This window comes from Rhizobium sp. NLR8a (assembly GCF_019685235.1).
GTDB lineage: Bacteria > Pseudomonadota > Alphaproteobacteria > Rhizobiales > Rhizobiaceae > Rhizobium.
The window spans coordinates 206,923-225,457 of record NZ_JABDWI010000007.1 but is presented as its reverse complement, the minus strand read 5'-3'; the positions used below and the strand labels follow the sequence as shown (position 1 = coordinate 225,457).

At 62.0% G+C, this 18,535-nt stretch carries 19 protein-coding genes; 3 read left to right on the top strand and 16 right to left on the bottom strand.

Going from position 1 to position 18,535, the window contains the following annotated elements:
- Nucleotides 1-136 precede the first annotated feature (136 nt).
- Together HJC04_RS15420 and HJC04_RS15415 are read left to right on the top strand one after the other, a co-directional pair.
- Nucleotides 137-1,354 carry a bifunctional 2-C-methyl-D-erythritol 4-phosphate cytidylyltransferase/2-C-methyl-D-erythritol 2,4-cyclodiphosphate synthase gene (locus HJC04_RS15420; RefSeq protein WP_221146568.1) on the top strand — a complete coding sequence of 406 codons (1,218 nt, stop codon included), beginning with the start codon at nucleotides 137-139 and terminating at the stop codon, nucleotides 1,352-1,354.
- Complete coding sequence (locus HJC04_RS15415; protein ID WP_221146567.1) at nucleotides 1,351-1,854, top strand: CinA family protein; 504 nt, start codon at nucleotides 1,351-1,353, stop codon at nucleotides 1,852-1,854. The genes HJC04_RS15420 and HJC04_RS15415 overlap by 4 nt, the downstream gene beginning before the upstream one ends.
- A gap of 18 nt (nucleotides 1,855-1,872) precedes the next feature.
- Here the strand turns inward: HJC04_RS15415 and HJC04_RS15410 are convergent, their stop codons facing one another.
- The 15 genes from HJC04_RS15410 to HJC04_RS15340 all read right to left on the bottom strand — a co-directional run bounded on the left by HJC04_RS15410 (nucleotide 1,873) and on the right by HJC04_RS15340 (nucleotide 14,991).
- Nucleotides 1,873-2,325 (bottom strand): type II toxin-antitoxin system RatA family toxin, encoded by a 453-nt coding sequence (locus HJC04_RS15410; RefSeq protein ID WP_221146566.1) that lies wholly within the window; start codon nucleotides 2,323-2,325, stop codon nucleotides 1,873-1,875.
- A gap of 9 nt (nucleotides 2,326-2,334) precedes the next feature.
- Nucleotides 2,335-2,913, bottom strand: coding sequence for an AAA family ATPase (locus HJC04_RS15405; protein ID WP_210631495.1), 579 nt, complete (start codon nucleotides 2,911-2,913; stop codon nucleotides 2,335-2,337).
- 177 nt (nucleotides 2,914-3,090) lie between these two features.
- The gene (lipA, locus tag HJC04_RS15400; protein WP_221146565.1) at nucleotides 3,091-4,062 is read right to left on the bottom strand and encodes a lipoyl synthase; all 972 of its coding nucleotides are present in this window, start codon (nucleotides 4,060-4,062) and stop codon (nucleotides 3,091-3,093) included.
- A gap of 56 nt (nucleotides 4,063-4,118) precedes the next feature.
- The gene (locus HJC04_RS15395) at nucleotides 4,119-4,367 is read right to left on the bottom strand and encodes a GlsB/YeaQ/YmgE family stress response membrane protein (protein WP_088683956.1); all 249 of its coding nucleotides are present in this window, start codon (nucleotides 4,365-4,367) and stop codon (nucleotides 4,119-4,121) included.
- 23 nt (nucleotides 4,368-4,390) lie between these two features.
- Entirely contained in the window at nucleotides 4,391-4,645 is a 255-nt protein-coding gene (locus HJC04_RS15390; RefSeq protein WP_011425215.1) for a GlsB/YeaQ/YmgE family stress response membrane protein, read from the bottom strand.
- Between the two features lie 75 nt (nucleotides 4,646-4,720).
- Nucleotides 4,721-6,166, bottom strand: coding sequence for a dihydrolipoyl dehydrogenase (lpdA, locus tag HJC04_RS15385; protein WP_210631497.1), 1,446 nt, complete (start codon nucleotides 6,164-6,166; stop codon nucleotides 4,721-4,723).
- Between the two features lie 18 nt (nucleotides 6,167-6,184).
- Entirely contained in the window at nucleotides 6,185-6,766 is a 582-nt protein-coding gene (locus HJC04_RS15380) for a GNAT family N-acetyltransferase (protein WP_210631498.1), read from the bottom strand.
- A 4-nt stretch (nucleotides 6,767-6,770) separates the two neighbouring features.
- Nucleotides 6,771-7,412, bottom strand: coding sequence for an SGNH/GDSL hydrolase family protein (locus HJC04_RS15375; protein ID WP_012483686.1), 642 nt, complete (start codon nucleotides 7,410-7,412; stop codon nucleotides 6,771-6,773).
- A gap of 19 nt (nucleotides 7,413-7,431) precedes the next feature.
- Nucleotides 7,432-8,778, bottom strand: a complete 1,347-nt coding sequence (locus HJC04_RS15370; protein ID WP_210631499.1) for a pyruvate dehydrogenase complex dihydrolipoamide acetyltransferase — start codon at nucleotides 8,776-8,778, stop codon at nucleotides 7,432-7,434.
- A gap of 15 nt (nucleotides 8,779-8,793) precedes the next feature.
- Nucleotides 8,794-10,173: a pyruvate dehydrogenase complex E1 component subunit beta gene (locus tag HJC04_RS15365; protein ID WP_210631500.1), complete on the bottom strand. Its 1,380-nt coding sequence runs from the start codon at nucleotides 10,171-10,173 to the stop codon at nucleotides 8,794-8,796.
- Nucleotides 10,174-10,188: 15 nt separating this feature from the next.
- Entirely contained in the window at nucleotides 10,189-11,235 is a 1,047-nt protein-coding gene (gene pdhA, locus HJC04_RS15360) for a pyruvate dehydrogenase (acetyl-transferring) E1 component subunit alpha (RefSeq protein ID WP_011425209.1), read from the bottom strand.
- A 145-nt stretch (nucleotides 11,236-11,380) separates the two neighbouring features.
- Complete coding sequence (locus tag HJC04_RS15355) at nucleotides 11,381-11,701, bottom strand: septum formation initiator family protein (protein ID WP_064802306.1); 321 nt, start codon at nucleotides 11,699-11,701, stop codon at nucleotides 11,381-11,383.
- 135 nt (nucleotides 11,702-11,836) lie between these two features.
- Nucleotides 11,837-13,111, bottom strand: a complete 1,275-nt coding sequence (gene eno, locus HJC04_RS15350; protein WP_210631501.1) for a phosphopyruvate hydratase — start codon at nucleotides 13,109-13,111, stop codon at nucleotides 11,837-11,839.
- Between the two features lie 141 nt (nucleotides 13,112-13,252).
- Nucleotides 13,253-14,098, bottom strand: coding sequence for a 3-deoxy-8-phosphooctulonate synthase (kdsA, locus tag HJC04_RS15345; RefSeq protein WP_210631502.1), 846 nt, complete (start codon nucleotides 14,096-14,098; stop codon nucleotides 13,253-13,255).
- The gene (locus HJC04_RS15340) at nucleotides 14,095-14,991 is read right to left on the bottom strand and encodes a VOC family protein (RefSeq protein ID WP_210631503.1); all 897 of its coding nucleotides are present in this window, start codon (nucleotides 14,989-14,991) and stop codon (nucleotides 14,095-14,097) included. The genes kdsA and HJC04_RS15340 overlap by 4 nt, the downstream gene beginning before the upstream one ends.
- Nucleotides 14,992-15,186: 195 nt before the next feature.
- Here HJC04_RS15340 and lexA point away from each other — a divergent pair, with 195 nt between their 5' ends.
- The gene (lexA, locus tag HJC04_RS15335) at nucleotides 15,187-15,906 is read left to right on the top strand and encodes a transcriptional repressor LexA (protein WP_210631504.1); all 720 of its coding nucleotides are present in this window, start codon (nucleotides 15,187-15,189) and stop codon (nucleotides 15,904-15,906) included.
- On the opposite strand, the gene HJC04_RS15330 is transcribed toward lexA, so the two are convergent.
- The gene (locus HJC04_RS15330) at nucleotides 15,887-18,319 is read right to left on the bottom strand and encodes a ComEC/Rec2 family competence protein (RefSeq protein ID WP_221146564.1); all 2,433 of its coding nucleotides are present in this window, start codon (nucleotides 18,317-18,319) and stop codon (nucleotides 15,887-15,889) included. The two genes, lexA and HJC04_RS15330, sit on opposite strands and share 20 nt — an antisense overlap.
- Nucleotides 18,320-18,535 lie beyond the last annotated feature (216 nt).

Here is an 18,535-nt window from a genome sequence, read left to right as displayed (position 1 = left end):
CATTATTTTTAGCCACAGATCGATGCCTTTGCCAAGGGGGCTCGGATCGGAATCGATATTTTTCGGGCAGATGCTGGAAAAGGCCAAAGCAAGGGGTTAGAGCACTCCGGTCAATTCCGCATAATTTAGGGGATTTATGCTGCAAATGCCGTCCAAGCAACCAATATCGGCTGGGATTGTCATCGTCGCCGCCGGCCGCGGCGAGCGCGCCGGATCCTCCACGGAAGGCCCCAAGCAATATCGCATGATCGGCGGCAAGCCGGTTATCGCGCATACGCTTGAAAACTTCATGACATGGGAGCCGGCAGCTGAGATCGTCGTCGTCATTCATCCCGATGACGAGGCGCTGTTTGCGACGGCGCTGTGCCACGTCGTCTCGGCGACACCGATCGAAACGGTGCATGGCGGCGCGACCAGACAGCAATCCGTGCTTGCCGGCCTTCGATATCTCAAGGACAAGAATGTCAGCCATGTGCTGATCCACGATGCGGTGCGGCCCTTCTTCGACCATGGGCTTCTCGGCCGCATTGCCGAGCGCCTCGGCGACGGCGCGCAGGCGGTGCTGCCGGCCATGCCGGTCACCGATACGCTGAAACGCGCCGACAGCGCCGGCACCGTGCTGACGACGGTCTCGCGCGAGCATCTCTACGCGGCGCAGACACCGCAATCCTTCGCCTTCGAAACCATCCTCGGCGCGCATGAGAAGGCGGCGGCCAGCGGGCGAAGCGATTTCACCGACGACGCCTCGATCGCCGAATGGGCGGGCATTCCGGTGACGATCGTCGCGGGCACGCCCGACAACGTCAAGCTGACGGTCAAGCGCGATATCGCTATGGCCGACGACAAACTCTCGGCCTCGCTGCTTCCGGACGTGCGCACCGGCAACGGCTATGACGTGCACCAGCTCGAGCCGGGCGATGGTGTGACGCTCTGCGGCGTGTTCATTCCGCATGATCAGAAGCTCAAAGGCCATTCCGACGCCGACGTCGCGCTGCATGCGCTGACCGACGCCCTGCTCGCCACCTGCGGCGCCGGCGATATCGGCGATCACTTCCCGCCGTCCGACCCGCAATGGAAGGGCGCGGCCTCGAAGATCTTCATCGAGCATGCCGCCCGGATCGTACGCGAGCGCGGCGGCACGATCATGAATGCCGACGTGTCGCTGATCGCCGAGGCGCCGAAGGTCGGCCCGTATCGCGAGGCCATGCGGGCAAGACTGTCGGAATATCTCGGCATCGATCTCGAACGCTGCTCGGTCAAGGCGACGACCAACGAGACGATCGGCTTCGTCGGCCGGCGCGAAGGCATTGCGGCGATCGCCACGGCGACCGTCGTCTATCGCGGGAGGAAATGATGAGCCTTTTCCCCCCGGATATAATTTCGGCGGCTGAGGCGATCATCCGCGATTTCACCGCGTCGGGGCAGATGGTCTCGACCGCCGAATCCTGCACCGGCGGGCTGATCGCCGGGGCACTGACGGAGATATCCGGTTCATCCGCCGTCGTCGACCGGGGATTCGTCACCTATACGAATGCAGCCAAAGTCGAGCTGCTCGGGGTGCAGGAACAAACATTGCTTCGTTTCGGTGCGGTCTCCGAAGAGACCGCCCGGCAGATGGCGCATGGCGCCCTCTTCCGCTCGCGCGCCACGATTGCCGTCGCCGTCACGGGCATTGCCGGCCCCGGCGGCGGGTCGGCGGAAAAACCGGTCGGGCTCGTGCATCTCGCCGCCAGATCGCGCACCGGCGCACTGATTCATCGAAAAATGCTTTACGGCGATATCGGCCGCAGCGCGGTGCGGCTGGCCACGGTCAAGACGGCGCTGGAGATGGTGCATTCGCTGCTCGTCGACTGACGCGGCTGCGATCGTCCGTCACACCGTGGCGTAGATCCTGTCCGCTCTTGTCTCGAAGGCTTCGGTGAACATGCGGAAGGCGCGGTCGAACATCGAACCCATCAGCGCGCCCAGAATGCGGCTCTTGAACTCGTAGTCGATGAAAAAATTGATCGTGCAGCCGCCGGCCGGGGTCTCGGCGAAATGCCACCGGTTGTCCAGATGTTTGAACGGACCATCGATATATTTGACTTCGATGACGTGTTCGGCTCGGTTCAACAACACCTGGGTCGTGAAGGTCTCGCGGATCGCCTTATAACCAACCGTCATGTCGGCCAGGAGCAGGATCTTGCCGTCGCGCTCCTTGCGGCTCCTGACGGAAAGCGCTTCGCAGAGCGGCAGGAATTCGGGATAACGCTCGACATCGGCAACGAGATCGAACATCTGGTCGGGCGTATGCGGTACGGATCGGTGCGTTTCGAACTGCGGCATAGGCGGCACTTAAGCGGGCGCGCCCAGAAGATCAAGGAGTTCGCGCATCTGGCGGCGGGATTTTAGCTGAAGAACCTGGTTGCCAAGGCCGCGTTCGGCGCTTCCGGCGACATAATCCCGAAGTGCGGCTTCGATCAGTGGCACGGCGTCCCGCTCGAAATTCCAGATATAGGCAAGCGCATCCAGCGAGATGCGCTCAGGACAGCCGGCCGGCAGTTCGGGACGGTTACGCCGAAAATAACGAAACGTTCTTGAGACGGCGCCAAACAGACACGCATATCTTGACGGACGAAGCCAAATCACGGCCTCGGCGCGCGGCAGCCGGAGATGGAAGGAATTGAGGCCGGTTCCATCCATGATCCAGCGCTCTTCCGTCACGGCATCGGCGATAAGACGGTCAATCTCGTCGCGCGGCCTCTTTCTCCAGCCCGGCAGCCAGTAGAAGTCGCGGTCCATGGAAATGTAGCGAAGATCGAGCTTTCGCGAGAGCCCCCTTGCAAGCGTGCTCTTTCCGCTGCCAGGGCAACCGATCACCAGGATGCGATCGGCATCGGCCAGCGTCGATTTCAATCCGGATATGATATTCATTGGTTGCCCAAAGAAAACCTTGGCAAAATCCACCGCAGTCAGTTTGTTGCCTAACCTCCCCATCCTACTCGACGTCATCATCGGCCTTGTGCCGAGGATCTGCTGCCCTATCGATCGGTTGCAGATGCTCGGGACAAGCCCGAGCATGACGAGAGAGAGCTTGGCAGCACCCAAACCTTACTCAGCCGCCAGCAACAACTTCTTCTCACGCGCCGCTCTCAGCCGGGCAAAATCATCGCCGGCATGGTGGGAAGAACGGGTCAGCGGGCTGGAGGCGACCATCAGGAAGCCCTTGCTGTAGGCGACGGTTTCGTAGGATTTGAACTCGTCCGGGGTGACGAAGCTCTCGACCTTGTGGTGTTTGCGGGTCGGCTGCAGGTACTGGCCGATCGTCAGGAAGTCGACATCGGCGGTGCGCAGGTCGTCCATCAGCTGCAGCACTTCGTTACGCTCCTCGCCGAGGCCGACCATGATGCCCGACTTGGTGAACATGGCGGGATCGAGTTCCTTCACCCGCTGCAAGAGCCGGATGGAATGGAAATAACGGGCGCCGGGGCGAACCGTCAGATAGTTGCCGGCAACCGTTTCCATGTTGTGGTTGAAGACGTCGGGCTTGGCGGCGACGACGCGCTCTAAGGCGCCCGGCTTCTTCAGAAAATCAGGCGTGAGGATTTCGATCGTCGTTGCCGGCGAGGCCTCGCGGATCGCCCAGATCACCTTTTCGAAATGTTCGGCACCGCCGTCTTCGAGATCGTCGCGGTCGACGGAGGTGATGACGACGTGGCTGAGGCCCATCTCCCTGACGGCCTTGGCGACGTTCTCGGGCTCGGCCATGTCGAGCGCGTTCGGCTTGCCGGTCGCGACGTTGCAGAAGGCGCAGGCGCGGGTACAGATCTCGCCCATGATCATGAAGGTCGCGTGCTTCTTGTCCCAGCACTCGCCGATATTCGGGCAGCCGGCCTCCTCGCAAACGGTGACGAGCTTGTGCTCCTTCACGATAGCGCGGGTCTCGGCATATCCCTTGGAGGTCGGCGCCTTGACGCGGATCCAGTCCGGCTTGCGCATGACTTCCGTATCCGGCCTATGCGCCTTCTCCGGATGGCGTACGCGCTTGGCGTCAGGATTGATCGTGTCGAGAATGGTCACCATTACAGTATCAGCTTTCCGCCGCCCTATGCGGCACAGTCTCTATAGCGCGTCGCGATCTAGCGCCGCACCAGTCGCGCAAGGAATATCAGCAGGCAGGCGCCGAGGAAACCCGTCACGAAATAGCCGAGCCGTCCGCCGGCCAGCTGAACGTGAAACTGGGCGAGGATGGCGGTGGCGACGACCGAGCCGACGATGCCGAGCACAATGTTCAGGAAAATCCCGTATCGGGCATCCATCAGCTTGCCGGCGAGCCAGCCTGCAAGTCCGCCGATGATGATTGCCGAAATCCAGCCCACGCCTTCTATGCCTGTCCTGACCTCAAACTGCGCTACGCGACCGCCCTTGCGACCAGCACCACGATGATGGCGCCGACCGTGGCGTGGATGATCTGCACGACCAGCGCGTTTTCAATGCCCAGCGAAATGCCGAGCGCGCTGAACAGATAACCGCCGACGAAGGCGCCGATGATGCCGCTCAGCAGGCATCTGATCAGGCCGCCGCCACCGACGACCAGACTTGCCAGGAAGCCCGCAACCAGACCGATCAGCAAAAACACCAGCAACGCCTGCGTCTCCATAGACATGATGATTTCCTTTCGCTTTTTCCACCCGACCGGAGCGACTTCCCGCTCCGGCAAAAAAGGGCGGCCCCGAAATTCTCAAGCGTTCAGCACACGGCCATAGGCATCGAGCACCGCTTCCTTCATGGTTTCCGAAACCGTGGGATGCGGGAAGATCGTATGCATCAGCTCTTCCTCGGTCGTTTCGAGGTTCATGGCGACGACGAAGCCCTGGATGAGCTCGGTAACTTCGGCGCCGACCATGTGGGCGCCGAGCAGCTCGCCGGTCTTCTTGTCGAAGATCACCTTCACCATGCCCTGGTCTTCGCCGAGCGCGATCGCCTTGCCGTTCGCCGCGAAGGAGAAGCGGCCGACGCGAATGTCGCGGCCCAGTTCCTTGGCCTTGGCTTCGGTGAAACCGACGGAAGCGACCTGCGGGTTGCAATAGGTGCAGCCGGGAACCTTGCCCTTGTCTGTGGGATGAACATTCGGCAGCCCGGCGATCTTTTCGACGCAGACGACGCCTTCATGCTCGGCCTTGTGCGCCAGCATCGGCGGGCCGGCGACGTCGCCGATCGCATAGATGCCGGCGACATTGGTCTTGCCGTAACCGTCCGCGACGACGCAGCCGCGGTCGGTCTTGATGCCGAGTGCCTCGAGGCCGAGGTTCTCGATGTTGCCCTGAACGCCGACAGCCGAAATCATCCGGTCCGCGGTGATCTGCTGCACCTTGCCGTCCGACGTCTCGACATGCGCCGTGATGCTTCCCGCACCCTTCTCGACCTTGGTCACCTTGGCACTGGTGAAGATCTTGAGGCCGCGCTTTTCCAGCTGCTTGCGGGCGATAGCGGTGATTTCGGCATCCTCGACCGGCATGATGGTCGGCATGACTTCGACGACCGTGACGTCGACGCCCATCGAGCGGTAGAAGCTGGCGAATTCGATGCCGATCGCACCCGAGCCCATGACGATCAGCGACTTCGGCAGCGCGTCCGGCTTCAGCGCTTCGAAATAGGTCCAGATCAGCTTGCCATCCGGCTCGATGCCGGGCAGCGCGCGCGGGCGGGCGCCGGTCGCGATGATGATGTGCTTGGCGGTATAGGTGCCCTCGCCCTTGACGTTCTTCGGCAGCGGATGCTGCGGCTCGACAACAGGCTTCGACGACTTGCCGACGACGATCTCGCCGGGCTTCGTCAACTTCGCTTCGCCCCAGATGATGTCGATCTTGTTCTTCTTCATCAGGAAGCCGACGCCGGCATTCAGACGGGCGGAAACGGCGCGCGAGCGGCCGACGACGGCCTTGGCGTCCGGCTTGACCGTGCCTTCGAGAACGAGGCCGAAATCCTTGAAGTGATTGGCATGATCGAGCACCTCGGCCGAACGCAGCAACGCCTTTGTCGGAATGCAGCCCCAGTTCAGGCAGATGCCGCCCATATGCTCGCGCTCGACGATCGCGGTCTTGAGGCCGAGCTGGCTGGCGCGGATGGCGGCGACATAGCCGCCCGGACCGGAGCCAATGATGATGACGTCGTAGGATTCAGCCATGTGTTTCCTGCCCTTTTGTTACGCTGCGCTGCGGGTCATGAGCACCCACGCGTGTCTCTTGCTGTTTTCGAAGAGCGGCACGGCATCGGCACGCGCAGCCTCCAGAAATCCGTTTCTTCCATAAAGCGACAGAGCCGCCTCGTTATCACTTGCGGTGATGAGACTGACCGGGCGGTAATCCGCCCTTTCGATCTGATCGTCCAGCAGCCTGCGCCCGATGCCGATGCCGCGCAGATGGCGATAGACGCCGAGACTGCCGATGAACCAGCTTCCCACCACCGTCTTCTGCAAGGCGAGCATCGGCTCTGTCGCCGGGATCGTCGCCTCGATATCGCCTATGCCTTCATCGAGCGCATGGCCGATCGCCACACCGGCGACCTCGCCATAAGCCTCGGCGATCACAGCATCCCGCCAGCCGCCGACAGCCTGCTCCTCACTCATTTTCAGCCGCCCCCGCTCTAACGGCGTGTCGCTGACGCCATTCGCCACATCGGCAAACCAGAGCCAGGAGGCAAACCCATGCGATGCGATATCCGCCAGGATCGCCAGCTCCGAGGCATCGCGCCGTGAGGCCTGCCGCAGGGCGATGAAGGCGGTCATATCCTCAGATCCCCAGCATCATCCGCACGATCGATTCCAGGCCGCGCCCGAGCGCACGCGTGTTCTCCGCATCGAGATGAATGCCGTCGATCGGCGTGGTCTTGGCGACGGAGTTGCCGTCGAAAAAGCCGCAGCCGAGTTCGTCGGCAAGGTCACGGTAGAGTGTCGCGAGCTTGGCAGATTCCTCGATGCCGCCGGGAAAGGAGGCGGCGAAAGGCACATTGCCCGTCGCGCAGATCGCCGGCGGCGCCACGATCAGGATCTCCGGCCCGTCGAATTCGAAGGGCCAGGCATGATTGCGGATCAGCCGCACGAGGCGGCTGATGCCTTGGCATGCGGCGAAGGCCGAACCGGCAACAACCGGCTTCATGTCGTTGGTGCCGAGCAGCAGGATGACGAGATCGAGCGGCGCATGTGTCTGCAGGATCGTCGGCAGAACCCGCGCACCGTTGCGGTCGCAATCGGCGAGGTGATCGTCGAAAGCGGTCGTGCGACCGTTCAGGCCTTCGGCGATGACGCGCGCCTCGCTGCCGAGCGCTGCCTGAAGCACGCTCGGCCAGCGATTCTTGTACTCATGACGGCCGATCGTCTCGGCGTCATAACCCCAGGTCAGCGAGTCGCCATAGCAAAGAACGGTCTTGGTCATTTCCGCCTCCGCTTCGCTATCAGACAAGCATGCCCATCGGGTTTTCGATGTAGCCCTTGAAGGCCTGGAGCAGCTCGGCGCCGAGCGCACCGTCGACGCAGCGATGGTCGGTCGACAGCGTAACGCTCATGACCGTGGCGATCGCCATTTCGCCGTTCTTGACGACGACCCGCTGCTCGCCGGCGCCGACCGCGAGGATCGTCGCGTGCGGCGGGTTGACGACGGCTGCGAAGTTCTTGACGCCCATCATGCCCATATTCGAGACCGAGCTGGTGCCGCCCTGGTATTCCTCGGGCTTCAGCTTGCGGTCCTTGGCCCGCTTGCCGAGATCGCGCATCTCGTTAGAGATGACGGACAGCGTCTTCTGCTCGGCCTTGCGGATGATCGGCGTGATCAGGCCGCCGGGGATCGAGACGGCGACGCCGACATCGGCGTGCTTGTGCTTGACCATGTTGCTGTCGGTCCAGGAGACGTTTGCATCCGGAACATCGCGCAGCGCCAGCGCCATGGCCTTGATGACCATGTCGTTGACCGAGAGCTTGTAGGCCGGGGCATTGTCCTTGCGCGGGGCCGCATCGTTCAGCTGAGCGCGCAGCGCCATCAGAGCATCGAGCTCGCAATCGACGCTGACGTAGAAATGCGGGATCGTCTGCTTGGATTCGACCAGGCGCCGGGCGATCGTCTTGCGCATGCCGTCATGCGGCACGAGCTCATAAGAACCCGGTTCGAAGAGCTTGAGCACGGCTTCCTCGGAAGCGCCCTTCGGCGCTGCAGCGGCCGGGGCCGGAGCGGCCTGCGGAGCGGAAGCAGCAGCGGCCGGAGCCGGCGCAGCCTTGGCTCCACCGCCGGCAACGGCGGCTTCGACATCGCTCTTGATGACGCGCCCATGCGGGCCGGAGCCTGCGACAGCGGAAAGATCGATACCGGCTTCCTTGGCGAGACGGCGGGCGAGCGGCGAAGAGAAGGTGCGGTTACCGCCTGCCGAAACCGATGCCGGTGCAGCGGCGGCAGCCGGAGCGGACTCAGCCTTCGCCGGTGCAGCCTCTGCCTTCGGAGCGGGGGCGGCTTCAGCCTTGGCCGGCGCGGCGGAGCCGGCACCGCTTGCGGCGGCGGCGACATCCTCACCGTCAGCGGCGAGAACCGCAATCAGCGCGTTGACCTTGACGCCTTCGGTGCCGGCCGGAACGACCAGCTTGGCAACCGTGCCTTCATCGACGGCTTCGACTTCCATCGTCGCCTTGTCGGTCTCGATCTCGGCGATGACATCGCCAGACCTGACCGTGTCGCCTTCCTTGACCAGCCACTTGGAAAGATTGCCTTCTTCCATGGTCGGAGAGAGGGCGGGCATCGTGATATTGATCGGCATCGAAATACCCTCCCCTTATTTGTAGCAAACGGCCTTCACCGCATCGACGACTTCGCCGACATTCGGAAGGGCCAGCTTTTCGAGATTGGCGGCGTAAGGCATCGGCACGTCCTTACCGGCGATCGTCAGGATTGGCGCATCGAGATAGTCGAAGGCCTGCTGCATGACGCGGGTGGCTATTTCGGTGCCGACGGATGATTGCGGATAACCTTCCTCGACGGTGACGAGGCGGCCGGTTTTCTTTACCGATTCGATAACGGTCGGCAGATCCATCGGGCGGATGGTGCGAAGATCGATCAGTTCGACATCGATGCCGAGCTGTTCGAGCTCGGCGGCCGCCTTCGTCGCATAAGTCATGCCGATGCCGAAGGACACGACCGTGACGTCCTTGCCCGGGCGATGGATGCGCGCTTTGCCGATCGGCAGCACGAAATTATCGAGCTTCGGCACGTCGAAGTGCTGGCCGTAGAGAATTTCGTTTTCGAGGAAGATGATCGGGTTCGGGTCGCGGATTGCCGCCTTCAGCAGGCCCTTGGCGTCGGATGCCGTGTAGGGCATGACGACTTTCAGGCCGGGGATGGCGCTGTACCAGGCGGCATAGTCCTGGCTGTGCTGGGCGCCGACGCGTGCGGCGGCACCGTTCGGGCCGCGGAAGACGATCGGAGCGCCCATCTGGCCGCCAGACATATACAGCGTCTTGGCGGCCGAGTTGATGATATGGTCGATCGCCTGCATGGCGAAGTTGAAGGTCATGAATTCGACGATCGGGCGAAGGCCGGCCATGGCGGCACCGACGCCGACTCCGGCAAAGCCGTGCTCGGTGATCGGCGTATCGATGACGCGGCGGGGGCCGAATTCCTGCAGCAGGCCCTGCGTGACCTTGTAGGCGCCCTGATATTCGGCGACTTCCTCGCCCATGACGAAGACGTCGTCGCTGGCGCGCATTTCTTCGGCCATGGCGTCGCGCAGCGCTTCACGCACGGTCATTGACACCATTTCGGTGCCAGCTGGAATTTCCGGGTCATTCGGAACGACAGCCTTCGGCTCGGCCGGAAGCGGCGCTGAGGCCGAACCGGTGTTGGTCGGCTTTTCTTCCTGGGCCACCTGCGGAGCGGCGGCGGCCGGCTTGGCGGAAATATCCGAAGCGGATTCGCCGTCCTGCAGCAGCACGGCAATTTTGGTGTTGACCTTGACGCCTTCGGTGCCGGCGTCGACCAGCAGCTTGCCGATGATGCCTTCGTCAACGGCTTCGACTTCCATCGTCGCCTTGTCGGTCTCGATTTCGGCAATGACGTCGCCTGAAGTGACCTTGTCACCTTCCTGCTTCAGCCATTTGGACAGCGTGCCTTCTTCCATGGTCGGAGAGAGGGCGGGCATGAGGATATCGATAGGCATGGGTTCCCTCCCCGATTAAAGCAGAATGTCGGTATAGAGCTCGGATGCATCCGGCTCCGGATCGGCCTGGGCGAAGTCGGCGCTGTCGGCGACGATGTCGCGGACATCCTTGTCGATCGCCTTCAGATCGTCTTCGGAAGCCCAGCCCTTTTCAATGAGGCGCGCCTTCACCTGCTCGATTGGGTCCTGCTCGGAGCGCATCTTCTGCACTTCTTCCTTCGTGCGATATTTCGCCGGATCGGACATGGAGTGGCCGCGATAACGATAGGTCAGCATTTCGAGAATGATCGGCCCCTTGCCGGAGCGGCAATGTTCTAGCGCCTCGTCGGCCGCCGCCTTGACGGCGCGAACGTCCATGCCGTCGACCTGAATGCCGGGAATGCCGAAACCGGAGCCGCGCAGCGAATAGTTCGACTGGGCGGTGGCACGGGCGGTCGAGGTGCCCATGGCGTAACGGTTGTTTTCGACGATATAGACGATCGGCAGCTTCCAGAGCGCCGCCATGTTGAAGCTCTCGTAGACCTGGCCCTGGTTGGCAGCGCCGTCGCCAAAATAGGCGATGGCGACATTGCCGTTGCCGCGGTAGTGGTTTGCAAAAGCAAGCCCCGTTCCGAGCGAAACCTGGGCGCCGACGATGCCGTGACCGCCGTAGAAATGCTTCTCTTTCGAGAACATGTGCATCGAGCCGCCCTTCCCGTGGGAATAGCCGCTGCGGCGCCCGGTCAGCTCCGCCATGACGCCGCGCGCCTCCATGCCGGTTGCCAGCATATGGCCGTGGTCGCGATAGGCGGTGATGACCTGATCGCCTTCCTTCTGTGCCATCTGCATGCCGACAACGACGGCTTCCTGACCGATATAGAGATGACAAAAGCCGCCGATGAAGCCCATGCCGTAAAGCTGACCGGCCTTCTCCTCGAAGCGGCGGATCAGTAGCATCTCGCGATAGGCCTTGAGTTCCTCATCCCGATCGAAGTCGGCTACCGGGCCTCCATTCGATGCTTTGGCTGCTGGTTTTGCTGCAGTTTTGCGGCTGGAAACGGTCGCGGTCTTTCGCGGCGCCATTCAACCCTCCCTATGGGTTTGTCGTTTCTCGGTGGCGCGTACCATAGGGAAGAAATATGACCACAGCAATGCCATAATTGCATGGCTCGTATTCGTCGCTAAATCATTGAAAACAAATCGGGAATTCCAATTAACCCGATTTCGGTTAATTGGAATAATGGTTGAAAATGACGATCTCGTCCGCGCGCGACATATTCAGCTGATATCGCGCCTTTTCGTCCAACATATCCTTGTCGAGCGAGCCATCACTCAGCAGCGCGACCTGGCTTTCCAGATGTTCGCGCTTCGCCTTAAGGACGGCAAGCTCCCTTTCGCGCGCGACGCGCTGACGCTCGAACGTCTCCGTCGCCCGCAGGCCATAATCGCCATGGATGCAATGATAACCGAAATAGGAAAGGAAGGCGACCGTCATGGCCGGAATGACGAAGCGGCCGAGCTTTCTCTTCTTATGATGCTTTGTCCACATACACGCATGCTCTTGAACGCATTACCAATTCGCTCAGCATAACGCGCAGAGATTAACCGTTCATTGACCGTAGAAAGCGCGCACGAAAAAACCCGCGCCGGGTGGCGCGGGTCGAGCCGTTGAAAATCGGAACGATCAGCCTTTGATGATCGAGCGGCCGGCATACTGGGCCTGGGGGCCGAGGCCTTCCTCGATGCGGATCAGCTGATTGTACTTGGCGAGACGGTCGGAACGCGACAGCGAACCGGTCTTGATCTGGCCGCAGTTGGTGGCAACGGCAAGATCGGCGATGGTCGAATCTTCGGTTTCGCCGGAGCGGTGCGACATGACCGCGGTATAGGCCGCCTTATGCGCCGTGTTGACGGCGTCGAGGGTTTCCGTCAGCGAGCCGATCTGGTTGACCTTGACGAGGATCGAGTTGGCGACGCCCATGCGGATGCCGTCGCGAAGGCGGGCGGAGTTGGTGACGAAGAGATCGTCGCCGACGAGCTGGGTCTTCTTGCCGATCAGATCGGTCAGCGCCTTCCAGCCGTCCCAGTCGTCCTCGGCCATGCCGTCCTCGATCGAGATGATCGGGTATTTGCCGGCGAGCTCGGCGAGATATTCGGCCATGGCGCCCGATTCGAGCGTACGGCCTTCCCCTTCGAGAACATACTTGCCGTCCTTGAAGAATTCCGTCGAGGCGCAGTCGAGGCCGAGGCACATGTCGTCGCCCGGCTTGTAGCCGGCTTTCTCGATCGACTTCATGATGAAATCCAGGGCTTCGGGCGCGCTCTTCAGGCCGGGGGCGAAGCCGCCTTCGTCACCGACATTGGTGTTGTGGCCCTGCGCGGCAAGCTCCTTTCGAAGCGTATGGAAGACTTCCGACCCCATACGCACGGCGTCGGCGATCGAATCGGCGCCGACCGGCAGGATCATGAATTCCTGGAAGTCGATCGGATTGTCGGCATGGGCGCCGCCGTTGATGATGTTCATCATCGGCACCGGCAGGAGGCTGGCGGAAGCGCCGCCGACGTAGCGGTAAAGCGGCAGGCCGGATGCCTGGGCGGCAGCCTTGGCGACGGCGAGCGAGACGCCGAGGATGGCGTTGGCGCCGAGGCGCGACTTGTTCGGCGTGCCGTCGAGCTCGATCATGATGTTGTCGATCTGAATCTGGTTTTCGGCGTCGATGCCGCCGATCGCGTCGAAGATCTCGGTGTTGGCGGCCTCGACCGCCTTTTCGACGCCCTTGCCGAGATAGCGCTTGCCGCCGTCGCGCAGCTCGACCGCCTCATGCGCGCCCGTCGAGGCGCCCGAGGGAACGGCCGCGCGGCCCATGCTGCCGTCTTCGAGATAGACGTCGACTTCGACGGTGGGGTTGCCACGGCTATCGAGGATCTCGCGGGCGATGATATCGGTGATTGCAGTCATGGGTTCTTCCTGCTCGGTGGGTGATAAGTCGTTCGAAGCCTGTCATAATCGAAGGCGTGCAAATTACAATGCCGCAATTTCCGGCCTCCGAACCAGCATTCCGTCGTGGCCTAAACCACGAACATGTCAGCTTGTTGAACGTCAGGACTTGGCGATCGCATCGAAGGCAAGCAGCTTCTCGAGCAGTCGCGGCATGTCCTTGAGATAAACCATATTCGGGCCATCGGACGGCGCGTTGTCGGGGTCCTGATGGGTTTCGAGGAAGACGCCGGCAATTCCCGTCGCCACTGCCGCGCGCGCCAGCGTTTCCACGAACTCGCGCTGGCCGCCGGAGGAATCGCCCTGCCCGCCCGGCTGAGCGACGGAATGCGTCGCGTCGAAGATGACGGGAGCGCCCATCGCCGCCATAATCGGCAGCGAGCGCATGTCGGAGACCAGCGTATTGTAGCCGAAGGAAGCGCCACGCTCGCACAAGAGCACATTCGGATTGCCGCTGGCGTTGAGCTTCTTCAGGACGTTCTTCATGTCCCAGGGGGCGAGGAACTGGCCCTTCTTGACATTGACGGCACGGCCGGTCCTTGCGGCGGCGATCAGTAGGTCGGTCTGACGGCAGAGGAAGGCCGGGATCTGCAGGACATCGACCACCTTGGCCACCTCGGCGCATTGCTCGGCCGTATGGACGTCGGTTATGACCGGAAAGCCGAATTCCTTCTTGAGGTCGGCAAAGACCTCCATGCCCTTTTCCAGGCCGATGCCGCGCTCGGCCGAGAGCGAGGTGCGGTTGGCCTTGTCGAAGGAGCTTTTGTAGACAAGACCCATGCCAAGCTTTGCGCAAAGCTCCTTCAGCGTGCCGGCGACCATGAAGGCGTGGTCCCGGTTCTCCATCTGACAGGGGCCGGCAATCAGCGACAGGCGGGCGGTATTGGAAAAGGTGACCTGACCTTCGCCTTCGCCGATCCTGACTTCGGAATTCGTGTCGGTGCTCATCGTGTTTCCTCGAAGGCGAAGAGCGCACCCTGCCCGGGCGTAGACTTCACCAGAATGCGATTGTTCTTGCGCGTGAATGTGATCCCGTTAGCACCCAAATGCGCTTCTGTCACGGCAAGATCGGCGACGGTGAAGAGGATTACCCGGCCGCGCAGACCACGATCGGCGGATGAGACGGCAAGCTCGAAATAGGCCTCCAGCCCTTCGGGCGTCATCAGGCTGATCTTCGCATTTGATGCCGCGATATTCACGCCGAAACCGGTTTTCTCCGCCGCCGCCTGCCCTATCGCAAGCCCGACGAAGGCGGCGAATGCCGCCGGGTCCGGCGCACAAAGCGCGATCTCGGCAATGCCGATCACGCCATTGGCATGCGTCTCCAGCGCGGCGCGATCTGTCGGGAAGGAATTGATGCGCTGGCAGGTAAAGAGAAAGAAATCGGGTGCGCGCAGATCAGCTGCAAAGGCCAGCTTGAAGCTGCCGACGGTCTCCGAACCATCCGGCATCCGCATCGGCCGGCTGAATTGCAACATCTCGCCGGCGCTCGCGCCGTTGCTGACGAAGCGCTTATGATCGAGGCCGGCATCCTCGCTGAGGAAGGCCAGCGCAGACAATCCCTCCTCGCCGCAGCGGAAGCGGAAGGCGCGATTGCGGGCGATGAAGACATTGCCGTGGCGGGCCGCTGCCTCGCTCTCCTCGACGCTCGCCACGCCAAGCGGCTCCAGATAGGTCTTGTCGGCGAAAAAGACGCAGGCATTCTCCGTTCCGAAGGGATGGCGCCCATCGGCGGCGACGGTGAAACCGAGCTTGCCGAGCCTCTCACGCGCCAGATCGATATTGACCACCGGCAGCACGACGTGATCCAGCGGATGCGACTTGGCGGAATGCGCGTTCATGATATCCTCCTGAAAGGGGCAAAGATGTGCGACAGCCCCTCCCCGAATGCAAGCGATGTGCGCCAATCCCGTCGAATGAAATTAAAAATCTCGACGAGTTGGCCCGAAGTTTTACGGAAATTTAGCTACTTGCGGAACACATATGGAACATATAGTGTCTGTTCTGGATTTGTTTCAATCAGGGGTCTGACGTCGATGCTCACGCGCAAACAACAGGAGCTTCTCCTTTTCATTCATGAGCGCATGAAGGAATCCGGCGTCCCTCCCTCCTTCGACGAAATGAAGGATGCCCTGGATCTCGCCTCGAAATCCGGCATTCACCGCCTGATCACGGCGCTCGAGGAGCGCGGCTTCATTCGCCGCCTACCGAATCGCGCCCGGGCGCTTGAAGTGATCAAGCTTCCGGAGGCCTATAACCCCAGCCTGCAACAGCGCCGCGGTTTTTCGCCGAGCGTCATCGAGGGCAGCCTCGGCAAACCCCAGCCGGTCGCCGCCCCCGCTGCCGCAAAGCCGGTCGCCGACAACGGCAACTCTGTCTCCGTGCCGGTCATGGGAAGAATCGCCGCCGGCGTTCCGATCTCGGCGATCCAGAACAACACGCATGACATCGTCATTCCCGCGGACATGCTTGGCTCCGGTGAGCACTACGCGCTGGAGGTCAAGGGCGATTCGATGATCGACGCCGGCATCTTCGACGGCGACACCGTGATCATCCGCAACGGCAGCACCGCAAGTCCCGGCGACATCGTCGTTGCCCTCGTCGACGACGAGGAAGCAACGCTGAAACGCTTCCGCCGGAAGGGCGCCTCGATCGCGTTGGAAGCCGCCAACCCGGCTTACGAGACCCGGATTTTCGGGCCGGACCGCGTCAAGGTGCAGGGCAAGCTCGTCGGCCTCATTCGCCGTTATCACTGACAGCAGCCGGACCGGATTCGGTAAAACTGTCTTTGCGCCAATCATAGGCGCGATGGCGCATCCATGGCCGCGATAGCGCCTCGAATGCGGTTGCGACCTGCAGGCCGGCATCGGCGAAGCGCAATTCGACGGAACCGGTCCTGCGGAGCGTCTCGCCGGTGAAGAGCGTCCCGCCTGAACGGCAGCTGTTGAAACGCAGGCGGACCGAGGTCACGACGATATCGGCCGTATCGCAGGCCGGGCCGAGATAGGCGGCATTGTCGATGACGGTGACGATATGGCCATTGCCGAGTCGTGATGTGCACCACGCCTTCTTGACGCAGGAAAACCGGTTTGCTTCACCGCCTGCTGCGGCTGCCCGCATCGCTGCGCTCGCTTCGTTCTGCTGATCGCGGGAAAGCCTGACTCGGCGGTCTTCTCCTTCCGGCGGGATAGCCGGACCATCCAGCATCTTCGGTGGAACATGTGTCGGCAGGACCAGCGCTCGCTGCCACTGGTCGAAGATGAAATCCGGCGGGTTTTCACGGTTGGACGCGATTGCCTCAGCCGCAACGACCGCAACCAGACCACCATCCTCCGAAATCACCAGATCCGGCGGGCGGGGAGCCGGCAGCAGCAGTACGGTGAGTGTCGAGACGGCGATGATGGATGTGCCGACATGGCGCAGCCGGGTGCGCAGCAGCGTCAGCAGCAGAAAGCCTGCCACCGCCACTGCGAAATACCAGGCGGGCAAGCGGCCGATGCCGATATCGCCGCCCCAGCCGGACACCGTCTTGGCAACCGCAATCACCAGATCGAGGCCGAATCCGACCACCGTCCAGAGCGGAGCATCCAGCCCGAAGGGCATGAGCAGCATCGCCAGCAGCCCGGCCGGCATGACGATGAAGGAGATGATCGGCATCGTCGCAAGGTTTGCCGGCAGGCCGTAAGCCGTCAGGCGATGAAAATGCTCGATCGAAAACAGGGCGGTGGAAAAACCGCCGATCAGCGAGGTCAGGAAGACGCCGCCGAAGAAACCGGCGACGACAACCACCGGCCTGATGATCGGCAATTTCAGGAAAGCGTTTTCACGGACACGCCTGTCCTTCCACAGCTGATAGCCCGATACCAAAGCCAATGTCGCGGCAAAGGACATCTGAAAGCTCGGTCCCAATACTTCCGAAGGTGAAATGGCGATGATGATGAGCGCAGAGAGAACGACATTGCGCAGGCTGATCGACGGCCGATCGAAGAAGACGGCAATCAGCATGATGGTCATCATGATAAAAGCGCGCTCGGCCGAAACCCCGAAACCGGAGATCAGGTAATAGGCGGTGACGGCCATGAGCGCACCGGCGGCGGCGATCTTCTTTGTCGGATAGGCTTGGGCGACGCCGGGAAAGAGGCAGAGCAGCATGCGGAAGCCGACGAAGAAGATGCCGGCCGACAGCGCCATGTTGAGGCCCGAGATCGCGACGATATGGGCAAGGCCGGACTGGCGCAGCGCCTCCGTCGTCGTCTTCGAGATGGCGCGCCGTTCATCCGTCACCAGAGCAGCGGCAAAAGCGCCGGTATCGCCGGGCAGGATCGATCTTATGCGGTCGCCGATGCTGCTGCGCAGCCGGTAGAGCCATTCGAGCAGAGCGTCCGACGTCGAGCTGGCCGCCTGCGGGCCTGCCTCCAAGTCGAGTTTCTCCGGCGCACCATAGAAGAAACCGTTGGCACCGATGCCGTCGAAATAGGCACCGAAGGAGAAATCGTTGAGCGCGGGAAGTGCGGGGCCCGCCGGCGGTGTCAGCCGTGCCTTGCCGGTGATGATGTCGCCGATTTCGAAAGGCGCATCGGCGCCCCGGACGATCGCGGTGATGCGTCTCGGCGGCCGTTTCAGCTCCGGAGCCTCGGTGCCTGTGACGGCAAGAATGTAGCGCCAGCGCCCGCGGCCGTCCCCTTCCCGCCGTTCGACACGGCCGGTCACCGTCGTCGTCACGGATGAATCGAGGATCACCGTCGAAGCCCGCCAGCTCTCAAACTGAGCCGAGAGCATGCCGCCGGCGAAAAGTGCCAGCGCCATCAAACTTGCGCGCAAGGCCGGCCGGCTGGGACCGGTGAGGAAAACCGCGGCCGCCGACACCAGCAAGCAGAGCAGCGATGGAACGAGGGGCAAATCCGATGCCGCAAGAAACCAGAAGGCCGAGCCGGCTCCGAGGAAGACCGGCGAGAACAGCAGCATTCGGCCATAATCGGCCTCTTCGCCCAGCATGTAGGCTCCGGCAGGCAGCGATTGCCGGGCGGCGGCCAGCAGCCGATGACGCAACGGGGTCTGCGACTGCGTCCTTACCGATTGAGTCACCACCGCAGGCGCAGGAAAATTCGGCGGATCGGCAAGGCCGGCGCCCACTTGCGGCCGCAATTCGGCTGTCGTCTGTTCCTGCATGCGCCGCCCAAAATGCCCCGCGAAGTCGCCAGAATGCAACCTTCACGCAAATCCGGCAAGAATAATCGGTTGAAATACGAAGGAAAACCCAAAGGAGCAAAAGGCAAGTCGAATCATCGGCTTCCGTTATGCGTGCGGCTCATCGCTGCGGTGCCTAAAAGGTGATGCCGCAATGCACAAAATGCCATCACGGTAACTTGGCATTAGCGTCACGAT